Source organism: Lelliottia sp. WB101 (assembly GCF_003051885.1).
GTDB classification, from domain to species: domain Bacteria; phylum Pseudomonadota; class Gammaproteobacteria; order Enterobacterales; family Enterobacteriaceae; genus Enterobacter; species Enterobacter nimipressuralis.
Window position 1 is genome coordinate 3,908,948 of record NZ_CP028520.1, and the last position, 18,692, is coordinate 3,927,639.

The 18,692-nt window shown below is 54.6% G+C and carries 11 protein-coding genes; 4 read left to right on the forward strand and 7 right to left on the reverse strand.

Annotated elements, in window-relative coordinates; translation table 11 throughout:
- Nucleotides 1–48 precede the first annotated feature (48 nt).
- Nucleotides 49–2,661: an aminopeptidase N gene (gene pepN, locus DAI21_RS19060; RefSeq protein ID WP_107703928.1), complete on the reverse strand. Its 2,613-nt coding sequence runs from the start codon at nt 2,659–2,661 to the stop codon at nt 49–51.
- A 265-nt stretch (nt 2,662–2,926) separates the two neighbouring features.
- Here pepN and pncB point away from each other — a divergent pair, with 265 nt between their 5' ends.
- From pncB to DAI21_RS19090, 4 genes are all read left to right on the forward strand, one after another.
- A complete protein-coding gene (pncB, locus tag DAI21_RS19065; protein WP_102105764.1) occupies nt 2,927–4,129 on the forward strand; it encodes a nicotinate phosphoribosyltransferase in 1,203 nt (400 codons plus the stop codon).
- A 164-nt stretch (nt 4,130–4,293) separates the two neighbouring features.
- Entirely contained in the window at nt 4,294–5,694 is a 1,401-nt protein-coding gene (gene asnS / locus DAI21_RS19070) for an asparagine--tRNA ligase (RefSeq protein WP_100776978.1), read from the forward strand.
- Nucleotides 5,695–6,300: 606 nt separating this feature from the next.
- Nucleotides 6,301–7,407, forward strand: coding sequence for a porin (locus tag DAI21_RS19085; protein WP_107703930.1), 1,107 nt, complete (start codon nt 6,301–6,303; stop codon nt 7,405–7,407).
- A gap of 185 nt (nt 7,408–7,592) precedes the next feature.
- The gene (locus DAI21_RS19090; RefSeq protein WP_100776982.1) at nt 7,593–8,783 is read left to right on the forward strand and encodes an amino acid aminotransferase; all 1,191 of its coding nucleotides are present in this window, start codon (nt 7,593–7,595) and stop codon (nt 8,781–8,783) included.
- Between the two features lie 56 nt (nt 8,784–8,839).
- On the opposite strand, the gene DAI21_RS19095 is transcribed toward DAI21_RS19090, so the two are convergent.
- The 6 genes from DAI21_RS19095 to mukF form a co-directional block, all read right to left on the reverse strand.
- Nucleotides 8,840–9,487, reverse strand: a complete 648-nt coding sequence (locus DAI21_RS19095; RefSeq protein ID WP_100776983.1) for an MBL fold metallo-hydrolase — start codon at nt 9,485–9,487, stop codon at nt 8,840–8,842.
- A gap of 15 nt (nt 9,488–9,502) precedes the next feature.
- A complete protein-coding gene (locus DAI21_RS19100) occupies nt 9,503–10,054 on the reverse strand; it encodes a YcbK family protein (protein WP_181827572.1) in 552 nt (183 codons plus the stop codon).
- Between the two features lie 175 nt (nt 10,055–10,229).
- A complete protein-coding gene (gene ldtD, locus DAI21_RS19110) occupies nt 10,230–12,053 on the reverse strand; it encodes a L,D-transpeptidase (RefSeq protein WP_107703931.1) in 1,824 nt (607 codons plus the stop codon).
- 181 nt (nt 12,054–12,234) lie between these two features.
- Nucleotides 12,235–16,683 carry a chromosome partition protein MukB gene (gene mukB, locus DAI21_RS19115; RefSeq protein WP_100776986.1) on the reverse strand — a complete coding sequence of 1,483 codons (4,449 nt, stop codon included), beginning with the start codon at nt 16,681–16,683 and terminating at the stop codon, nt 12,235–12,237.
- Entirely contained in the window at nt 16,683–17,387 is a 705-nt protein-coding gene (gene mukE / locus DAI21_RS19120) for a chromosome partition protein MukE (RefSeq protein ID WP_100776987.1), read from the reverse strand. The genes mukB and mukE overlap by 1 nt, the downstream gene beginning before the upstream one ends.
- Nucleotides 17,368–18,690: a chromosome partition protein MukF gene (gene mukF, locus DAI21_RS19125; protein ID WP_107703932.1), complete on the reverse strand. Its 1,323-nt coding sequence runs from the start codon at nt 18,688–18,690 to the stop codon at nt 17,368–17,370. The genes mukE and mukF overlap by 20 nt, the downstream gene beginning before the upstream one ends.
- Between the last annotated feature and the right edge of the window lie 2 nt (nt 18,691–18,692).

An 18,692-nucleotide genomic window follows, 5' to 3' on the forward strand; every position in this document is an offset into this window, starting at 1 on the left:
TTGCGTTGCCGTTTTGTTTTTACTTACCAGTGCTACCTGGCATTAACGTCAGGCCAGCGCCTTCGTAATCTTCTCGAACAGATCGCCCGACAGATTTTCCAGCCCTTTTAACTGCTCAAGCGCAGCACGCATTTTCGCCTGACGCGCTGCGTCGTAACGTTTCAGGCGGATCAGCGGCTCAATCAGACGCGATGCCACCTGCGGGTTACGGCTGTTGAGCTCAGTCAGCATTTCCACCATAAACTGATAACCGCTGCCGTCTTCCGCATGGAAGGCCGCCGGGTTGCTGCTGGCAAACGCGCCAATCAGGGAACGCACGCGGTTCGGGTTGCTCATGGTGAAAGAGCGGTGTTTGAGCAGATTGCGTACCTGGCTCAGCACATCCGCTGCAGGGCTGGTGGCTTGCAGGATAAACCACTTATCCATCACCAGGCCGTCCTGATGCCACTTATCATCGTACTCTTGCATCAGCGCATCACGGCACGGCAGCTCTGCCGCCACGCTCGCCGCCAGGGCCGCTAAGGCGTCGGTCATGTTATCGGCTTCGTGATACTGCTTACTGACAAGCGTGTTCGCCAGTTCCGTTTCACCGAATGCCAGATAGCGCAGACAGGTGTTACGCAGGGAACGCTTGCCGATATCCGCGTGTTCCACACGGTATTCGTCAAGCTTGTTGGCGTTGTAAATGGCCAGGAATTCATCGGCCAGTTCGGTCGCCAGCGTGCGGGTCAGGGCTTCACGCACGGCGGTAATGGCGATGGGATCGATAATCTCGAACAGCTCGGCGATTTCGCTCGCGGACGGCAGCGTCAGGATCTCTGCGGCCAGCGCCGGATCGATTTTCTCATCCAGCAGAATAGCGCGGAACGCATCGGCAACGTGAACCGGGAGCGACAGCGGCTGGCCCTGTTGATGACGGTTCACATTCAGTTTGATGTAGGTCGCCAGCAGACTCTGCGCCGCATCCCAGCGGGAGAAATCGTTGCGCGCATGACGCATCAGGAAGGTGAGCTGTTGATCGCTCCACTTATATTCCAGTTTCACCGGTGCGGAGAATTCGCACAGCAGCGCCGGAACCGGCTGGAAGTAAACGTTATCAAAGATAAAGGTCTGTTCTGCCTGGGTCACGTTCAGCACGTGATGCACCGGATGACCGCCCTTCTGCAGCGGGATCACGTTGCCTTCGTTATCGTACAGCTCGATGCTAAACGGAATGTGCAGCGGGTGCTTCTCTTCCTGCTCAGCTGTCGGCGGCGTGCGCTGGCTGATGGTCAGGGTGTACTGTTCGGTTTCCGGATTGTAGTCATCTTTAACGCTGACAATCGGCGTACCGGCCTGGCTGTACCAGCGGCGGAAATGCGACAGGTCGACGTTGGACGCATCTTCCATCGCCTGCACGAAATCGTCACACGTCGCCGCGCTGCCGTCGTGGCGTTCGAAATAGAGCTGCATCCCTTTCTGGAAGTTCTCTTCGCCGAGCAGGGTGTGGATCATACGAATGATTTCAGAACCTTTCTCGTACACCGTCAGGGTGTAGAAGTTGTTCATCTCAATCACTTTGTCAGGGCGAATCGGGTGCGCCATTGGGCTGGCGTCTTCGGCAAACTGCAGGCCGCGCATGGTGCGCACATTGCTGATGCGGTTGACGGCGCGTGATCCCAGATCGGAGCTAAACTCCTGATCGCGGAACACGGTCAGCCCCTCTTTCAGGCTCAGCTGGAACCAGTCGCGGCAGGTGACGCGGTTCCCGGTCCAGTTGTGGAAATACTCGTGACCAATCACGCGTTCGATATCGAGGTAATCTTTATCGGTGGCGGTGTCGGTACGGGCCAGCACATATTTGGAGTTAAAGACGTTCAGGCCTTTGTTCTCCATCGCGCCCATATTAAAGAAGTCGACGGCGACGATCATATAGATGTCGAGATCGTACTCCAGGCCGAAACGCTCTTCGTCCCACTTCATAGAGTTAATCAGGGACGTCATCGCCCACGGCGCGCGGTCAAGGTTGCCACGATCGACAAACAGCTCCAGCGCGACGTCGCGACCGGAACGGGTTTTGAAGGTATCGCGCAGCACGTCGAAATCACCCGCGACCAGGGCAAACAGGTAGCAAGGTTTCGGGAACGGATCCTGCCACTGTGTCCAGTGACGGCCATTTTCCAGCTCGCCCTGCCCCACACGGTTACCGTTGGAGAGCAAATACGGATAACGCTTTTTATCGGCAATGATCTTGGTGGTGAAACGCGCCAGAACGTCCGGGCGGTCCAGATACCAGGTCATATGGCGGAAACCTTCGGCTTCGCACTGGGTGCAAAGCGCCACGCCTGACTGATACAGGCCTTCCAGCGCCGTATTGGACGCCGGGCTGATTTCAGTCACGATGCGCAGGGAGAAACGCTCTGGCAGATTGTTGATGACCAGCTGGTTCTCTTCTTCTTTATAGTCAGACCAGGCTTCGTCGTTCACGTGGACTGAGACCAGCGTCAGGTCTTCGCCATCGAGACGCAGCGGAACAGCCGTCGCACTTTGGCGTGTGACCTGGCTTACGGCCGTGACAACGGTTTTGGTGGCATCCAGGTCAAAAGTCAGATCGATATCGCTAATCAGGTATTCCGGCGCACGGTAGTCGTGGCGGTATTTGGCTTGTGGCTGTTGTGTCATAGAAAACCTTATGCATCGTTTGTCGAATAACGAATCCAGTCTATTCCTGTTGTGTAAAACGCGCTACGCAGAATGTTCATCTTTTCAGGCGGAAAAACCATTTTTGCTACATTTGTATAACACGGGGCACGAAATGCCCTCGACCATAACGGCAGCTTATGTTGTGATCGGGGTTCAATAAATCGCTAAACAAGGTATACTCCAGCGGTTTCAATAGTTGTTTATTGTACTAAACGCTCCCGTGAGAGGATGCTACTGCGCACCTATGACTCAATTCGCTTCCCCTGTTCTGCATACACTGCTGGATACCGATGCGTATAAACTGCATATGCAGCAAGCCGTTTTTCACCATTACTATGATGTAGAGGTAGCGGCTGAATTTCGCTGCCGCGGTGATGACCTGCTCGGTATTTACGCTGATACCATCCGTGAACAGGTCGATGCCATGCAGCATCTGACTCTTCAGGACGACGAATACCAGTGGCTCTCTGGTCTCCCTTTCTTCAAAGCCGACTATCTCAACTGGCTGCGCGATTTCCGCTACAACCCCGAACAGGTTACCGTCACCAACAATAATGGCAGGCTGCACATTCGCCTCGCCGGCCCGTGGCGTGAAGTGATCATGTGGGAAGTGCCGCTGCTGGCGGTGATAAGCGAGATTGTGCACCGCTACCGTTCTCCCGAAGCGAGCGTTGAACAGGCGCTGGCGACGCTGGAAAGCAAGCTGGTTGATTTCCACCAGATGACAGAATCGATTGATATGTCCCGTTTCCGACTGATGGATTTCGGCACGCGCCGTCGTTTCTCCCGCGAAGTGCAGCAGGCGATTGTGGAACGTCTGCAGCAAGAGCCGTGGTTTGTCGGAACCAGCAACTATGATTTGGCGCGTCGCCGTAATCTGACGCCGATGGGCACGCAGGCTCACGAGTGGTTCCAGGCGCATCAGCAGATTAGCCCCGATCTTGCCACCAGCCAGCGCGCGGCGCTCGCCGCATGGCTTGATGAGTATCCCGATCAGCTGGGTATTGCCCTCACCGACTGTATTACCATGGATGCATTCCTGCGCGATTTCGGCCCGGAATTTGCCAATCGCTATCAGGGTCTGCGCCATGACTCCGGGGATCCGGTTGAATGGGGTGAGAAAGCAATCGCCCATTATCAGAAGCTCGGCATCGATCCGCTCACCAAAGTGCTGGTCTTTTCCGACAATCTGGATCTGACAAAAGCGGTCGATCTTTACCGCCAGTTCTCCTCCAGGGTTAACCTCAGCTTTGGCATCGGCACCCGCCTGACGTGCGATATCCCGCAGGTAAAACCGCTGAATATCGTCATCAAACTGGTGGAATGTAACGGCAAGCCGGTCGCCAAGCTCTCTGATAGCCCGGGTAAAACCATCTGCCACGATAAAGCCTTCGTGCGCGCACTGCGTAAAGCCTTCGATCTGCCACAGATTAAGAAAGCCAGTTAATCCTCTTCAGGGGGGCTTATCGGCCCCCCGTCCAAATTTTTACTAATTTCTCTCTTTTCTCTGCGAAATCTGCTTGTCTGATGGCGGATGCCAGGTAACATAGATATCCCCCTATAAGGGTGAACAAGTGTCTATTTTTTCCGACTATTAACAGAGAGAATATTATGAGCGTTGTGCCTGTAGCCGACGTACTCCAGGGCCGCGTCGCCGTTGACCAAGAAGTCACCGTGCGCGGATGGGTGCGTACTCGCCGAGATTCTAAAGCTGGCATCTCCTTCCTTGCCGTCTATGACGGTTCCTGCTTTGATCCTGTACAGGCCGTTATTAATAATTCTCTGCCCAATTACAATGACGAAGTTCTGCGCCTGACCACCGGCTGTTCCGTTATCGTGACGGGTGTCGTGGTTGCGTCTCCAGGCCAGGGTCAGAGCTTTGAAATCCAGGCAACGTCTGTTGAAGTGACCGGCTGGGTTGAAGATCCAGACACCTATCCAATGGCGGCAAAACGCCACAGCATCGAATATCTGCGTGAAGTGGCTCACCTGCGCCCGCGTACCAACATGATTGGTGCCGTCGCACGCGTTCGTCACACGCTGGCGCAAGCGCTGCACCGCTTCTTCGACGAGCAGGGTTACTTCTGGGTCTCCACGCCGCTGATCACCGCGTCCGATACCGAAGGTGCGGGCGAAATGTTCCGCGTTTCTACGCTGGATCTGGAAAATCTGCCGCGCACACCAGAAGGCAAAGTGGATTTCGACCAGGACTTCTTCGGTAAAGAGGCGTTCCTGACCGTATCCGGCCAGCTTAACGGCGAAACCTACGCCTGCGCCCTGTCAAAAATCTACACCTTCGGCCCAACCTTCCGTGCTGAAAACTCCAACACCAGCCGCCACCTGGCGGAGTTCTGGATGCTGGAGCCGGAAGTGGCGTTTGCCGATCTGAATGACGCGGCCGCCCTGGCAGAAGCGATGCTGAAGTATGTCTTCAAAGCGGTTCTGGAAGAGCGTGCAGACGACATGAAATTCTTCGCCGAGCGTGTCGACAGCGATGCGGTTGCCCGTCTGGAGCGTTTCGTCTCTGCGGACTTCGCGCAGGTCGATTACACCGACGCGGTAGCGATCCTGGAAAAATGCGGTGAGAAATTCGAGAACCCGGTTTACTGGGGCGTGGATTTATCTTCTGAACACGAACGCTACCTGGCTGAGAAACACTTCAAAGCACCGGTGGTCGTGAAAAACTATCCGAAAGACATTAAGGCCTTCTACATGCGCCTTAACGAAGACGGTAAGACCGTGGCAGCGATGGATGTGCTGGCGCCGGGCATCGGTGAAATCATCGGTGGCTCTCAGCGTGAAGAGCGTCTGGACGTACTGGACGCGCGTATGGAAGAGATGGGCCTTAATCCAGCGGATTACAGCTGGTATCGCGACCTGCGCCGTTATGGCACCGTGCCGCACTCAGGCTTCGGTCTGGGCTTTGAACGTCTGATTGCATACGTCACCGGCGTTCAGAACGTGCGTGACGTGATTCCATTCCCACGTACTCCGCGTAACGCCAGTTTCTAATCCTCATAATTAATAACGGCCAGCAACTGCTGGCCGTTATTTTATTCTGTACTGTCAGTTTATGTCAGTTGAAAGTCAGTATCTTCAAAGTGCAACCCCGCCAAATATTCCACCTGTTACGTTTTATTTCCATGAAATATCTACGAACAAAAAATAAACCACATTCTTATTGCGTCTTATTACCTTTGCGTGCTTTAGCACAAAAAATACCCACTTACACAGCCCTCTGGATGGCTAATGTATACAATAAGAAAAAGTGCATTGTTTAACTTCTGTTGATACGAAAAGCCTTTATCAAAATTAAATATAAGCAATTCATATATATAGGAATGGGTTAGTGTTTTTATTCAGCAATCAGTTCCGAAATTTGAGGTGCTTCACAAAGTTCCGAATAATACACATTTAGTTACACATAATTTCTTTTTGTTACTCAATCTTTATCTTTGTAGCACTTTCAGGCTAGCGAAACGGTTATATGAATGGAAAGATGCCTGTCAGATACATAAAGACACCAAACTCTCATCAATAGTTCCGGAAATATTTATTGACAGAATTTATTGTGGGCAGTGGCGAGTGTCATAAAAAAACCAATGAGGGTAATAAATAATGATGAAGCGCAATATCCTGGCAGTGGTTATCCCTGCCCTGCTGGTAGCCGGTGCAGCAAACGCTGCAGAAATCTATAACAAAAACGGCAACAAACTGGACTTCTACGGTAAGGTTGTTGGCGAACATGGTTTCACCACTTCCGGTGAACACAAAAACGCTGACTCCTCTTATGGCCAGATTGGCTTCAAAGGTGAAACTCAGGTTAACGATCAAGTAACTGGTTACGGTCAGTGGGAATACCGTGCTCGCGCTGGCGCTGCGGAAGGCGATCAGACTAACGTGACCCGTCTGGCATTCGCAGGTATCAAAGTATCTGAAGCAGGTTCCCTGGACTATGGTCGTAACTACGGTATCGTTTACGATGTCGAGTCTTACACCGATATGGCTCCATCTTTCTCCGGCGAGACCTGGGGTGGCGCATACACTGATAACTTCATGACCAGCCGTTCTACTGGCCTGCTGACCTACCGTAACAGCAACTTCTTCGGTCTGGTTGATGGCTTGAGCTTCGGTGTTCAGTATCAGGGTAAAAACGACCGCGACAACGATCTGCGCAAAGCAAACGGCGATGGCGTTGGCCTGTCTCTGGGTTACGAGTTCGGTGAAGGCTTCGGTCTGATCGGTGCGTACAGCACTGCAAACCGTACTCTGGAGCAAAAACAAGACGGTAAAGGTGACCAGGCTGAATCCTGGGCTGTTGGCGCGAAATATGACGCTAATAACCTCTACCTGGCAACCGTGTATGCTGAAACTCGCAACATGAGCATCCTGGGCAATAGCACCGGTTCTAATACCCCAGATGCTGATGGCGATGTTTTCAACGTTGCTAACAAAACTCAGAACTTCGAAGTGATTGCACAGTACCAGTTCGACTTCGGTCTGCGTCCTTCCGTTTCTTACGTTCAGTCAAAAGGCAAAGACCTGAACGGTATCGGCGACCGTGACCTGGCGAAATACATCACCACTGGCGCAACTTACTACTTCAACAAAAACTTCAACGTATACGGTGACTACCGCTTCAACCTGCTGGATGACGAAGACGCAGCGACAAGCTGGGTTGGTTCAGACAACCAGGCAACTGTTGGTGTGACTTACCAGTTCTAATAAGCAGCCCTCTCTGCTAAATGCCTTAAAAACAGGACTTCGGTCCTGTTTTTTTTATGGCTGAAAGCAAAAAGTAGCGACTTTTGAAAAGGCGCACGCTTTTCGTCGCAAACGGTTGGCATTTTGTAAATCTACCGTTAACCTGATAGCGGATTTCACTTCTGTAATCACAATGGAACCTCGTCATGTTTGAGAACATTACCGCCGCCCCTGCCGACCCTATTCTGGGCCTGGCCGATCTGTTTCGTGCCGATGACCGCCCTGGAAAAATCAACCTGGGTATTGGTGTCTATAAAGATGAAACCGGCAAGACTCCGGTCCTGACCAGCGTTAAAAAAGCTGAGCAGTATCTGCTGGAAAACGAAAACACCAAAAACTACCTCGGTATCGACGGTATCCCGGAATTTGGTCGCTGCACTCAGGAGCTGCTGTTTGGAAAAGGCAGCACGATTGTTAGCGATAAGCGTGCCCGCACAGCCCAGACGCCTGGCGGTACCGGCGCATTACGCGTCGCGGCGGATTTCCTCGCGAAAAACACCGCTGTGAAGCGCGTTTGGGTGAGCAACCCAAGCTGGCCGAACCACAAGAGCGTGTTTAACTCTGCGGGGCTGGAAGTGCGTGAATATGCTTATTATGACGCGGCAAACCATACGCTCGACTTTGACGGCCTTCTCTCCAGCCTGAACGAAGCACAGGCGGGTGACGTGGTGCTGTTCCATGGCTGCTGCCACAACCCAACCGGTATCGATCCGACGCTGGAACAGTGGGAACAGCTGGCAAAACTGTCTGTAGAAAAAGGCTGGCTGCCGCTCTTCGACTTCGCCTACCAGGGCTTTGCTCGCGGTCTCGAAGAAGATGCAGAGGGCCTGCGCGCCTTTGCTGCTGTTCATCAGGAACTGATCGTCGCCAGCTCCTATTCCAAGAACTTTGGTCTGTACAATGAGCGTGTAGGCGCCTGTACGCTGGTGGCAGCCGATGAGCAAACCGTTGATCGTGCGTTCAGCCAGATGAAATCGGTGATTCGTGCTAACTACTCCAACCCACCGGCACACGGTGCGTCTGTCGTAGCAACCATCCTCAGCAATGACGCCCTGCGCGCCATCTGGGAACAAGAGCTGAATGACATGCGTCAACGTATCCAGCGCATGCGTCTGCTGTTTGTGAACACGCTGGCAGAAAAAGGGGCGGATCGTGACTTCAGCTTCATCATCAAACAGAACGGTATGTTCTCGTTTAGCGGCCTGACCAAAGAACAGGTTCTGCGTCTGCGCGAAGAGTTTGGTGTGTATGCTGTCGCTTCTGGACGTGTGAACGTCGCGGGAATGACGCCAGACAACATGGCACCGCTGTGCGAAGCGATTGTCGCTGTACTGTAAAATCGGTACTTGTAGTGACAAAAAAGCCTGCTGATAGCAGGCTTTTTTAATGGGGTTTACCAGACAGGCATTTCATCTTGCAGGAACGGGTTGTGCACCCGCTCATATCCTAACGTCGACAGTGGGCCATGGCCTGGAATAAACGTCACATCATCACCTAACGGCAATAACTTCTGTTTAATCGACTGAATCAACTGACCGTGGTCGCCGCGCGGGAAGTCGCTGCGTCCTACGCCGCCTTTGAAAATCACGTCACCCGAGACGAGCAAACGCGATTGATCGTCAAAGAAGACGATGTGCCCCGGCGTATGGCCCGGGCAATGCAACACCTGTAGCGTCACGTTTCCGACGTTAACGCTCTCGCCTTCGTTCAGCCAGCGATCGGGCGTCAGAGGCTGACACTCATCGAGACCAAACATACGGCTTTGGGCAGGCAAGCCCTGCAGCCAGAACTCATCTTCTTTTTCCGGTCCAATGACTGGCACACCGTAATGTTGTGCCAGCTCTGCCGCAGCCCCCACATGGTCGAGGTGACCATGGGTCAGCAAAATCTGCATCAGCGTCACGCCGGACGCGTCGACTTCCTGCTTGATCTTCTCAGCATCTCCGCCGGGATCGACAAGCGCGGCCAGTTTGGTTTGTTCACACCAGATTAATGAACAGTTCTGGGCGAACGCAGTCACCGGAATAATACGATAGTTCATACTGCTCCTTCATTATTACCAGTGCCGTGTTGGCCCGGTATCAATATGCACAAAGTTGCTACGTGGATAATATCCTACACCACCTGCGCGCATAGATAACGCAGCTTTGCGAATATTGGCTAATGAAACGCCTTCAATATGAAAGTCCATCGCCTGTCCTTTGGTGTGATAGCTTTTTTTGGCTACCCCACGGCTATGGGCGCGCAGTTCGTTATTGGTATCAATAGAGCGATAACCGGAAACGAGTTGCACCGGCTTGCGGGTTCCGAGCAGGCCCTGGAGGCGGAAAAGCTGATCAAATAATCCTGGGTCGATGGCTTTTATTTTATTCGCGCGGTAATCACGGAAAAAATGGTTGAGTCTTGCTAATTCATCCTGAATATAGCCTCTGCCATCGAAAAACTCCGCTTTTAACGTCTCACCAGTGTGAAGATTGTTGAGCGTTAAAATACGCGGACGTGGTGTCGAGAGGGTGGCAAATGCTGGCGTCGGTAAGATGGCCGCTGCGCCCAGCGCAACACCACCTAACGCCAGCAGCTTGCGGCGATTAGCGTCAAATTTGTCCATGATAATCAGGTCTACAGGTCAATGTTATCGTAAATATGCTTAGCGCACGAAGGGCACCATAACCGCCAGAACAGCCAACGTCAAGGCACCCAACCCCAGTAGATACGGGGCTTACAGCGATATAGCCCCTTCTCTACCATAACTTACGACAATCATTTTTCCCGAACTACTTCATTTACCTGATTAATTGTTCGGCTTTTGGCAAAATTTGTGCGCCAGATCGCGCGGTGAGATCGTAATTGTAAATATCTGTACGATATTGGGTACGTCCATCAGCACCAACAAACGCCGTCAGATAGTAAAGATTGACCGGAATGTTTTGCCGAATATTCACGTAGCGTGTATTCCCTTCTTTCAGCGCATCAGATATCCGCGTGTTGTTCCAGCCTGCGTCACCCAACAACATATTCGCCAGTTCGGAGGCCTTATTTACGCGAACACAGCCAGAACTCAGCGCGCGCGTATCTTTCTGGAACAGGTTGTGGTTGGGCGTGTCGTGCAGATAGATTGCATCGGAACTTGGCATATTAAATTTATAGCGGCCAAGCGAGTTACGCTCACCCGGAGCCTGCTGGAAGCGGAAAGGCAGGTTTGACGCCGTAATCGTCGACCAGTCGACCTGATACGGATCAATGGCCTGATTGCTGTTCCAGCCGCGCATCACCGTATAACCGTGGCGTTCGAGATAACCCGGGTCATTCCACAACTTCGGCAGAATATCTTTGCGCGCAAGCGTCGGCGGGACGTTCCACGGCGGATTCACCACCACGTTGTTCAGCGCGCTGCTCATCATCGGCGTTTTACGATCCGGTCGTCCGACAATGACTCTGGAGGCCAGCACTTCGCTGCCATTCTGGTAATAAACCAGCGAATAGGCCGGTATGTTCACCATAATTCCGGTAGAAAGGGTTCCTGGAAGCAGGCGTAAACGCTGAATATTCAGGGCCAGTACGCCTGCGCGCTGCGCCGGTGATACGTTCAGCCAGTCGCGCGTTGACTGTCCAATGACCCCGTCAGCCCCCAGGCCCTGAGCCGTCTGGAACGCTTTTACTGCAGCAACCAGTTCGCGGTCATAGGCAGCAGGTTTATCGGCCGGAACGGCAGATTTTTTCTTCTGTACAGGCGCTGATGGGCTGACCACTACGCTTTGCGGGTCGTCGCCTGGCAGCGCAATTTTCGGCCCTGCATCGGCCTCACCAGAGCGGCGAAGAATTTCGCGCAGCGCAGGAACATCACTGCTCCACTGTCCTGGACGCAGCGTAGTGGTGCCACGCAGCTGCGGCCATGGGCGTGTATCCGCCACCAGTTGCAGCAACGATTGATGCATGGTGGCATATTGCGGATGGGCCGGTGCCAGACTGGCGATAAAGCGCACAAGCGTGCTCTTATCCAGCGACACTTGCCACTGGTTGATCACAGAGAGTGCGGGTGTCGCCAGCTTGTAAGGTTTTTCGCTGTACAGCCAGCGAGTGCCATTGACCGGAATACCCGCCACAAACTGCAGATAGCCCATCATGGCATCAGAAAGAACTACGTCGCGCGCCATCCCCGTCACCGTCGGGTCAGTCAGAAGCTCAACCCACGCGGTAAACTGCGGCTGGAAACCGGCGATAGCCACTTCCGCCAGCTGCTGCTGGAAAGCACGTACCGCATCGCGATCGTCCCACATCGGTTTCATCTCGCGCGCGGCATACAGTAAGGTCAACTGATTAAGATAGGCGGGCGTGTAGCCGGACGGCAGTCCGGATTGCAGCTGCTGGCGCACGGCTTGCGTATCCACATCCGCAGGCAGCGTTTTGATACCTGCCATAATGGCGGTCGCGGAAGATTGTTCCAGTGGTTGCAGCAGCGAAGTGGGTTGTGCGCCCATCGTCGCCGAACTGTCGACAGGAACCACTTCAGGCTCATCAGCCTGGGCATTAAACAGTGGAGCGAATATTAACGTCAGGCACACACTGAGTGCGGACAGCTGACGACCATGAATTTTCTTTAGCAACATCCCTTGCCCCCTGTTTGCTTTACGACCTGCCCACAACACCGGGGCTTTTCTTCAGTATAGAAAGGCATAGACGCTACTGCCTTGCCTTATGTAAAGAAGTTTAAAGATAACGCAGCCCTGAGCGCAAGTTAAGCAAATAAAAAGGGCAGCACCTGTGTGCCGCCCTTTTTATCAAAACGCGTTAAGACGCGTCAGCCGTACCCGGTAACGACTCCGGCGGCTGCGGCGCGAAACCGCGCAGCCCCACGACGTGAACATGTTCGGTATTATTAAACACTTTACGCACCAGTTTGTACGTGGTGCCTTTTTCCGGACTGATGTTCTCAGGTGCCGCGATAATCAGCTGCATATCCAGACGGTCGCACAGCTCGAACAGCGTCGCGATTGAACGGGCATCCAGACGCGCGGCCTCATCGAGGAACAGCAGGCGACACGGCGAGATATCCTTGCCACGCAGGCGGCGCGCTTCATCTTCCCAGCTTTGCACGACCATCACCAGAATCGACATCCCGGTACCGATCGCTTCGCCGGTAGAAAGTGCGCCGGATTCTGCACGCAGCCAGCCGTCAGAACCACGGTTAACCTCAACTTCCATTTCCAGATAGTTACGGTAATCCAGCAGCTCCTCACCAATGGTTTGCGGCGTACGCTGGCCCATATCAATCTGCGGATTCAGGCGCTGATACAGTTTCGCCAGCGCTTCGGAGAAGCTGAGACGGTTGCTGTTAAACAGATCCTGATGCTGCTCGTGCTGCTCAGAGAGCACATCCAGCAGCGTGGCGTGCGCTTCACGGACGTTAACGTTCAGACGAACGCTGTTCACCTGGCCGAACGACACACTCTGCAGACCCTGGTTGAGCATCCGGATACGGTTCTGCTCGCGCTGGATCGTTTTGCGAATAATGTTCGCCACGCTGCGAGAGCTGATGGCCAGCTTCTGTTCGCGGGAGGTCAGCTCTTCTGTCAGGCGACCCAGTTCGATCTCCATCTGTTCGATCGCTTCGACCGGATCGTCTGTGCGAATGATGTCCTGACGAATACGTTCACGCAGATGCTGATAAACCGCCACGAAGAACTGAATTTTGCGCTCAGGACGTTTTGGATCTTCAGACATACGCAGCACATCGCGCAGATGTTCGTTATCCGCCACCGCAAGACGCAGAGCACCCAACGCTTTATCCGACATCGAACGCAGCTCATCGCCAGAGAGATAGGCCAGCTCGCGACGGTGCAGACGACGCTCGACGCCATTGTCTTTCACCATGCGCATCACCGCACACCAGCCCGCCTTGGCGGTCACGACCTGCTCGCGCATCTCGTGGTAATCGCGTTCCAGCTTACGCAGGCGACGGGTCAGGTTATCCATCTCCGCTTCGCACAGTGTCAGGGCTTTTTCCAGCTGGTGACGGCGTGAACGGTTGTTGCTCAGCTGGCTGTGCAACTCATCGCGGCGAATGCGCGCACGCTCTTCCGCCCCGCTGTCCGCGCGAACACCGATATCCTGCAGCTCTTTATGCAGATCGGTGAGCAGCTCTTTCTTGGTGTCGAAGGAGCTTTTCAGCGATGCCAGCACCTGATTGTACTGACTCAGCTGTGCGGCGTGGCTGCGCAGCGCATCGCGGCTGCGGCTACGTTCTGCTTCTGCCTGCTCCAGACGCTGGCGCAGTTTTTCGTTCAAATCACTGTTGCCACTCAGCATTTCGGCCGAGTCGCTATAACCAAAGTGCGCGCGACGCTGCACCACTTCGGTCAGTGCGAACGCCTGCTGGCGCGCATCACGCTGCACCTGCTGGGAGTACGCATAATCTTCTTTCAGCTGTTCATACTGTTCCGGATCGCTTTGCAGAACCGACAGCACAGGCTCCAGTTTTGCGAGCTGATTGCCGTGCTGCTGGACAAAGCGCGCGGCTTCCTGAGCTTCATCCAGGCGTTCCTGAATTTCATCCACGCGATCGGCGAGGGTTTCGTCACCCAGCAGATTCAGACGCGGCAGGATACGGTTCAGGGCGGCAACGCCCTCTTTCGCCTGTTCAAACTGTACGCGGCTCTGCTGATTATCATTTTCATGATTGCTCAGGGCGCGCTCAAGTTCGCCGCGACGGGTATTGAGTTTGCGGATCTCGGCTTCTGGATCCGGCTCAAAGGCAACCGCAACGTGGCTGCCGATAAAGCGGCTGAAGGCCTGGTGCAAACGCTGGGTTTTCTGCACGTCAAACGACAGGGTCGCAAAGCGTTCAGACAGGGTTTCACGTTCGGCATGCAGGTTTTCAATGCGGTTTTCACGCGCGGCGCGACCAAAGATCGGCAGCGTCGGGAAGCGAGAATAACGCCACTGGCGATCGGCAACTTTCACGACCACCGCTTTTTCCAGTTCATCGACGCTGAACACGCTGTCATCGAAGGACTGCGGATCCCCTTCGATCAGATAGAGATCCTCCGGACACTCTTCCAGCCCTTCCAGTTGATCAGCAATCAGCGATAAATCCGGCACGACGATCGCATGACGGGACGGGCCATACAGCGCAGAGTAATACGGCGCATCTTCAAGGCTGACGTCGTCATAAATTTCGGACAGCAGCACGCCACCAAAACGTTCCGCCAGCGCATTAAGACGCGAATCTTCCGCGCCGCCTGGCTGACTTAAACGTTCAATCTCTTCATCGACGGCATTTTTACGCGCGCCGATTTCGTCACGCTCAACAATGGCTTCGCGCTCGCGCTCAAGCAGCTGTTGCAGGTATTCGGTTACTTCTGAGCTAGACTCGAACTCTTCACCACACTGCTCGCTCAGCTGGTTCAGGCTGCTTTGCGCGGCCAGCCAGACTGGCGCACGTCGCAGCAGCGTCTGAGTGCGGGACTGCAGCTGTTCCAGCTCCTGGCGCAGAACCATGCGCTGCTCGCTCGCGCTGGAGACGCTGTCAGACAGAGACGCGATACGCGCTTCCAGTTCCTGATGCAGCGTTTCCAGATCGTCGATATCGACATGCTTACCCTGGCGCTTGCAGAATTCGGCCAGCAGGCGTTCCGCCTCTTGCTGTTCACGCAGACGCTGTTCCAGCTCGTTCAGACGCATACGCAGCGGCTGAACCTGCTCCGCCAGATGGCGCTGATTGACGCCATCGCGCAGCAAGTCGCGCGCCACTTCCCAGGCATCACTGCGCGCCAGCGGGCCGTTGATCGCCGCAACCAGCTGATATGCCTGTTCGAACTGACTGTGCGCGGCCTGCGCCACGCTCATTTTCTGATCGAGGGAGAGCAATTTCTCCGTCGCTTCCTGTTCTTTTGCCTGGAAGGTCTCCAGCCACTCGTCGGCACTATCCGGCGTCAAGTCCGGAAGATGGCACAGCTCTTTCGCGCGTTGCAGCGCCTGTAATGCCTGGGTGTACTGGATGGCGCGGGTTTGCTGAACATCGAGAGCCTGCTGGTAGTCGGCCAGCTGGTTTTTCAGCTCATCCACTTCCAGCTCGGCGGCCTCGGCGCGCGCCTCTTTCTCTTCCTGCATATCGGCGGCTTCTGCCACCACTTCGTTTTGCTCTTCGAGACGGATCTGCAGCTCATCGAGATCGGCTTCATAGCGCTCGATTTTCTCCTGCTGACGCAGGGCAGTTTGCACCAGATTCAGATGATCGCTGGCCGCCTGATAATCGGCTTCCAGATCGCCTTCGGCACCGTTGTGTTCGCCTAGCTCGCGGGCCATCTCAACGTGTTTGTACTGCTCAGCCACCAGCTGCTTGCGAGAGGTAAACAGCTCGCGGCGGTACTCCAGCGCTTTATCCAGATGAATGCGACGCTCGTTGGCGTGACGCATGTAGTCCGCCGCCACGTAGTTGGTCGCTTCGCTGATCAGATGTTTAAACAGATCGCGGTCAGACTGGGTGACGCGAATCGCTTCCAGCGTCATGCGGTTTTCACGCAGCGCCGCTTCCATGTCCTGGAAGGCTTTACGCACGCCGCTGTTTTCCGGCAACAGGTAGTCGCGCAGGGAGCGGGTGATGGCGCTGGAAATCCCGCCGTACAGGGAGGCTTCAATCAGGCGATAGTATTTGCTGCGGTCCGACGCGGTGCGCAGACGACGCGCGACAACGCCCAGATCGAACATTAGCGAGTGATAATCAGTGATCGAGTTGAACTGTTTAAACTGGACGCCTTCAATCGCTTCGAGCTTTTCTTTCAGTTCATTCAGCGGCAGCACGCGCGCCTGACGATCGTTAAGGGTTTCCGTCAACAGCGACGTCGGTTGTACCGACGTTGGCAGCCCCTGGATGGCGAAAGGTTTGATATCGACTTTACGGTCGCGGCCCGCAATTTGTTGCAGGCGAACACCGACCACCACACGCTGGTGGCGGGAGTTGATCACATCCAGCACCGAATAACAGACGCCCGCCTTCAGCTTACCGTGCAGACCTTTATCGCGAGACCCGCTCGTCGCGCCCGCTTCGGTGGTATTACGGAAGTGCAGCAGCGTCAAATCAGGGATCAGCGCCGTGACGAACGCTGCCATGGTGGTGGATTTACCCGCCCCGTTACCGCCGGAGAGCGTGGTGACCAGCTCATCCAGATCGAAGGTTCGGGCAAAGAAACCGTTCCAGTTAACCAGCGTTAGCGAACGAAATTTACCGCGTTCAATCATTACTCTTCCTCCCCGCTATCCGGCTGACTCTCTTCATTCTCATCATTGAGCTGCAAATTATTTTCGATTGGCATGGCTTCACCGTCGCGGATCATGCGCAGCTGCGCTTCACGCGGGTCATCGCCAGTGCGCACATCAGCGCCAAAGCGGAACACGGATTCGGTAATGCGGAATTTGCTGCTGTCGTGGCCCATAAACCAGACCATCCCCAGACGGCGCAGGCGGTTCAGGGAAGAGCGCACTTTTTCCTGTAACTTCTGGCGGTCAAGATCCGACCCGGTGGAACGGTTGTTCACAAGCTTAAGCAGCTTGCCTTCGTCTGCGAGGCTCAACAGCTCGTCATACAGCTCTTGCTGGGTGAAGATGCCTTCGTTGGCCAGACGTTCCGGGCTGAGGTAGAGATAGCAAAGAATTTTGCCCACCATCATGTCCAGCTCAGACAGCACAGAGCGTGGGATCAGCGTCGTGGAGCGCGGGCGCAGGTAGAAAAAGCCTTCTGGCGCGCGGATCAACTCAACGTTGTAACGGGCATAAAACTCTTCCAGATACTCCTGGAAGTCCATTAGAAAAGCGTGATTATCCAGCTCGTCAAGACCAATGTGACGACCGGCACGCAGCTGGCTGTCCAGCGCCGGAAATAACGGATTTGCCAGCGCCTGGGCCAGTTTAACTGGCATCACTTGTTCAATATTTGTCAATGACATGCGCCTGTACCTTGGCTCCGTAATCGTTAATCGGCTGCCACTTCGGCGGCAGTCCGGTGAAATCTGCTTGCGCGACGCCCAGGCGAACGGCCTGGTCGACGACGATGCGGGCGATATCAAAATGGCGCGCACGCGGGTATTGCACCAGATAGTCGCGCACCACGAGGCCGAGATCCAGCGGCACTTGTCTGGTTTTGTAGACAGCCAGCTGTTCTTCGATCATCGCGGCAAGTTGCTCACGAATTTCGTTGAATTCTTCAAACTCCAGATCCGGCGGCAGTTCGCCGGTGACCTCTTCGTCACGCAGCGCCATCTCTTCGTCGCGCATATCCAGCAGACGATCGGCGTTGGCGTAGATCAGCGCCCATGGCGCATCGAAATAGCTTTGTACCGACTGACGCAGACGCTGGGCGAACACGCGGTTCTTGTCCATGTCGATGGCGGTACGGATGAATTTATGCACGTGGCGGTCATAGCCGATCCACAGATCGATCGACTGCTGTCCCCAGCTGATAATACGGTCGAGTTTGCTTTGCAAATCGAAGACCAGGCGATCGACAAAATGCAGATCGTCATGCGCCAGCGTCGCATCCTGGATGCGCAGCAGATTCGCCTGGAGTTTATCCCCTGCAGCTTCCAGCGTGTCCTGCAGCTCTCGCAGGGTCCCGGACGTTTCAGACAACAGCAGCTCACAGCTGGAGATCGCCGCACGCCAGTCTTTATTCAGCAGCTGTGCGATATCGTCTTTCACCTGCTGCTGCTGCTCGTCCATCAGACGCTGGGTGAGATCGATACTGTCGAAAATTTCGGCCACCGAGTATTTCAGCGGCGCGTAGACATTTCGATGCCAGTGGAATTCATCCCCATTTTCGTCCGCAGCATCCGCCGCCCGTTTAAGCTCGCCCGCCACGATCGACAGCTGCATAGAGAGGCGCAGCGTGGAGAATTCGCGCTGACGGATGTAATAGTCCGTAATGCCGATGCCCAGCGGTGTCAGACGATAGATGGCGTTTCCTTCCGCCTGTTCGCTTGTAAAGCGGTTCAGCAGACGTTGACGCACCATCTCGTTGATCGCGTTGTTGGCACGCACGCTAATGGTTTCGCTGGTTTGCTCAAACGCATCACTGACATGGCGGAACGCATCCACCAGTTCACCCTCGCTCATTTCTCCATCCAGACGTTCGCCGTTAAGTGTGGCGACCGCCAGCAGGAAAGAGAGCCTGTCTACCGGCAGCGAGATGGAGAAATCGTTTTTCCTGGCCCAGGCAACCAGTTCGGGGACTGTCTGGGAAAATTCACTCATAA

What these genes read in the sequence shown, in the direction of transcription:
- pncB (WP_102105764.1), top strand. Translation starts at nt 2,927, where the DNA reads ATGACTCAATTCGCTTCCCCTGTTCTGCATACACTGCTGGATACCGAT.
- DAI21_RS19095 (WP_100776983.1), bottom strand. Translation starts at nt 9,487, where the DNA reads ATGAACTATCGTATTATTCCGGTGACTGCGTTCGCCCAGAACTGTTCA.
- asnS (WP_100776978.1), top strand. Translation starts at nt 4,294, where the DNA reads ATGAGCGTTGTGCCTGTAGCCGACGTACTCCAGGGCCGCGTCGCCGTT.
- mukB (WP_100776986.1), bottom strand. Translation starts at nt 16,683, where the DNA reads ATGATTGAACGCGGTAAATTTCGTTCGCTAACGCTGGTTAACTGGAAC.
- DAI21_RS19090 (WP_100776982.1), top strand. Translation starts at nt 7,593, where the DNA reads ATGTTTGAGAACATTACCGCCGCCCCTGCCGACCCTATTCTGGGCCTG.
- mukF (WP_107703932.1), bottom strand. Translation starts at nt 18,690, where the DNA reads ATGAGTGAATTTTCCCAGACAGTCCCCGAACTGGTTGCCTGGGCCAGG.
- mukE (WP_100776987.1), bottom strand. Translation starts at nt 17,387, where the DNA reads ATGTCATTGACAAATATTGAACAAGTGATGCCAGTTAAACTGGCCCAG.
- pepN (WP_107703928.1), bottom strand. Translation starts at nt 2,661, where the DNA reads ATGACACAACAGCCACAAGCCAAATACCGCCACGACTACCGTGCGCCG.
- DAI21_RS19085 (WP_107703930.1), top strand. Translation starts at nt 6,301, where the DNA reads ATGATGAAGCGCAATATCCTGGCAGTGGTTATCCCTGCCCTGCTGGTA.
- ldtD (WP_107703931.1), bottom strand. Translation starts at nt 12,053, where the DNA reads ATGTTGCTAAAGAAAATTCATGGTCGTCAGCTGTCCGCACTCAGTGTG.
- DAI21_RS19100 (WP_181827572.1), bottom strand. Translation starts at nt 10,054, where the DNA reads ATGGACAAATTTGACGCTAATCGCCGCAAGCTGCTGGCGTTAGGTGGT.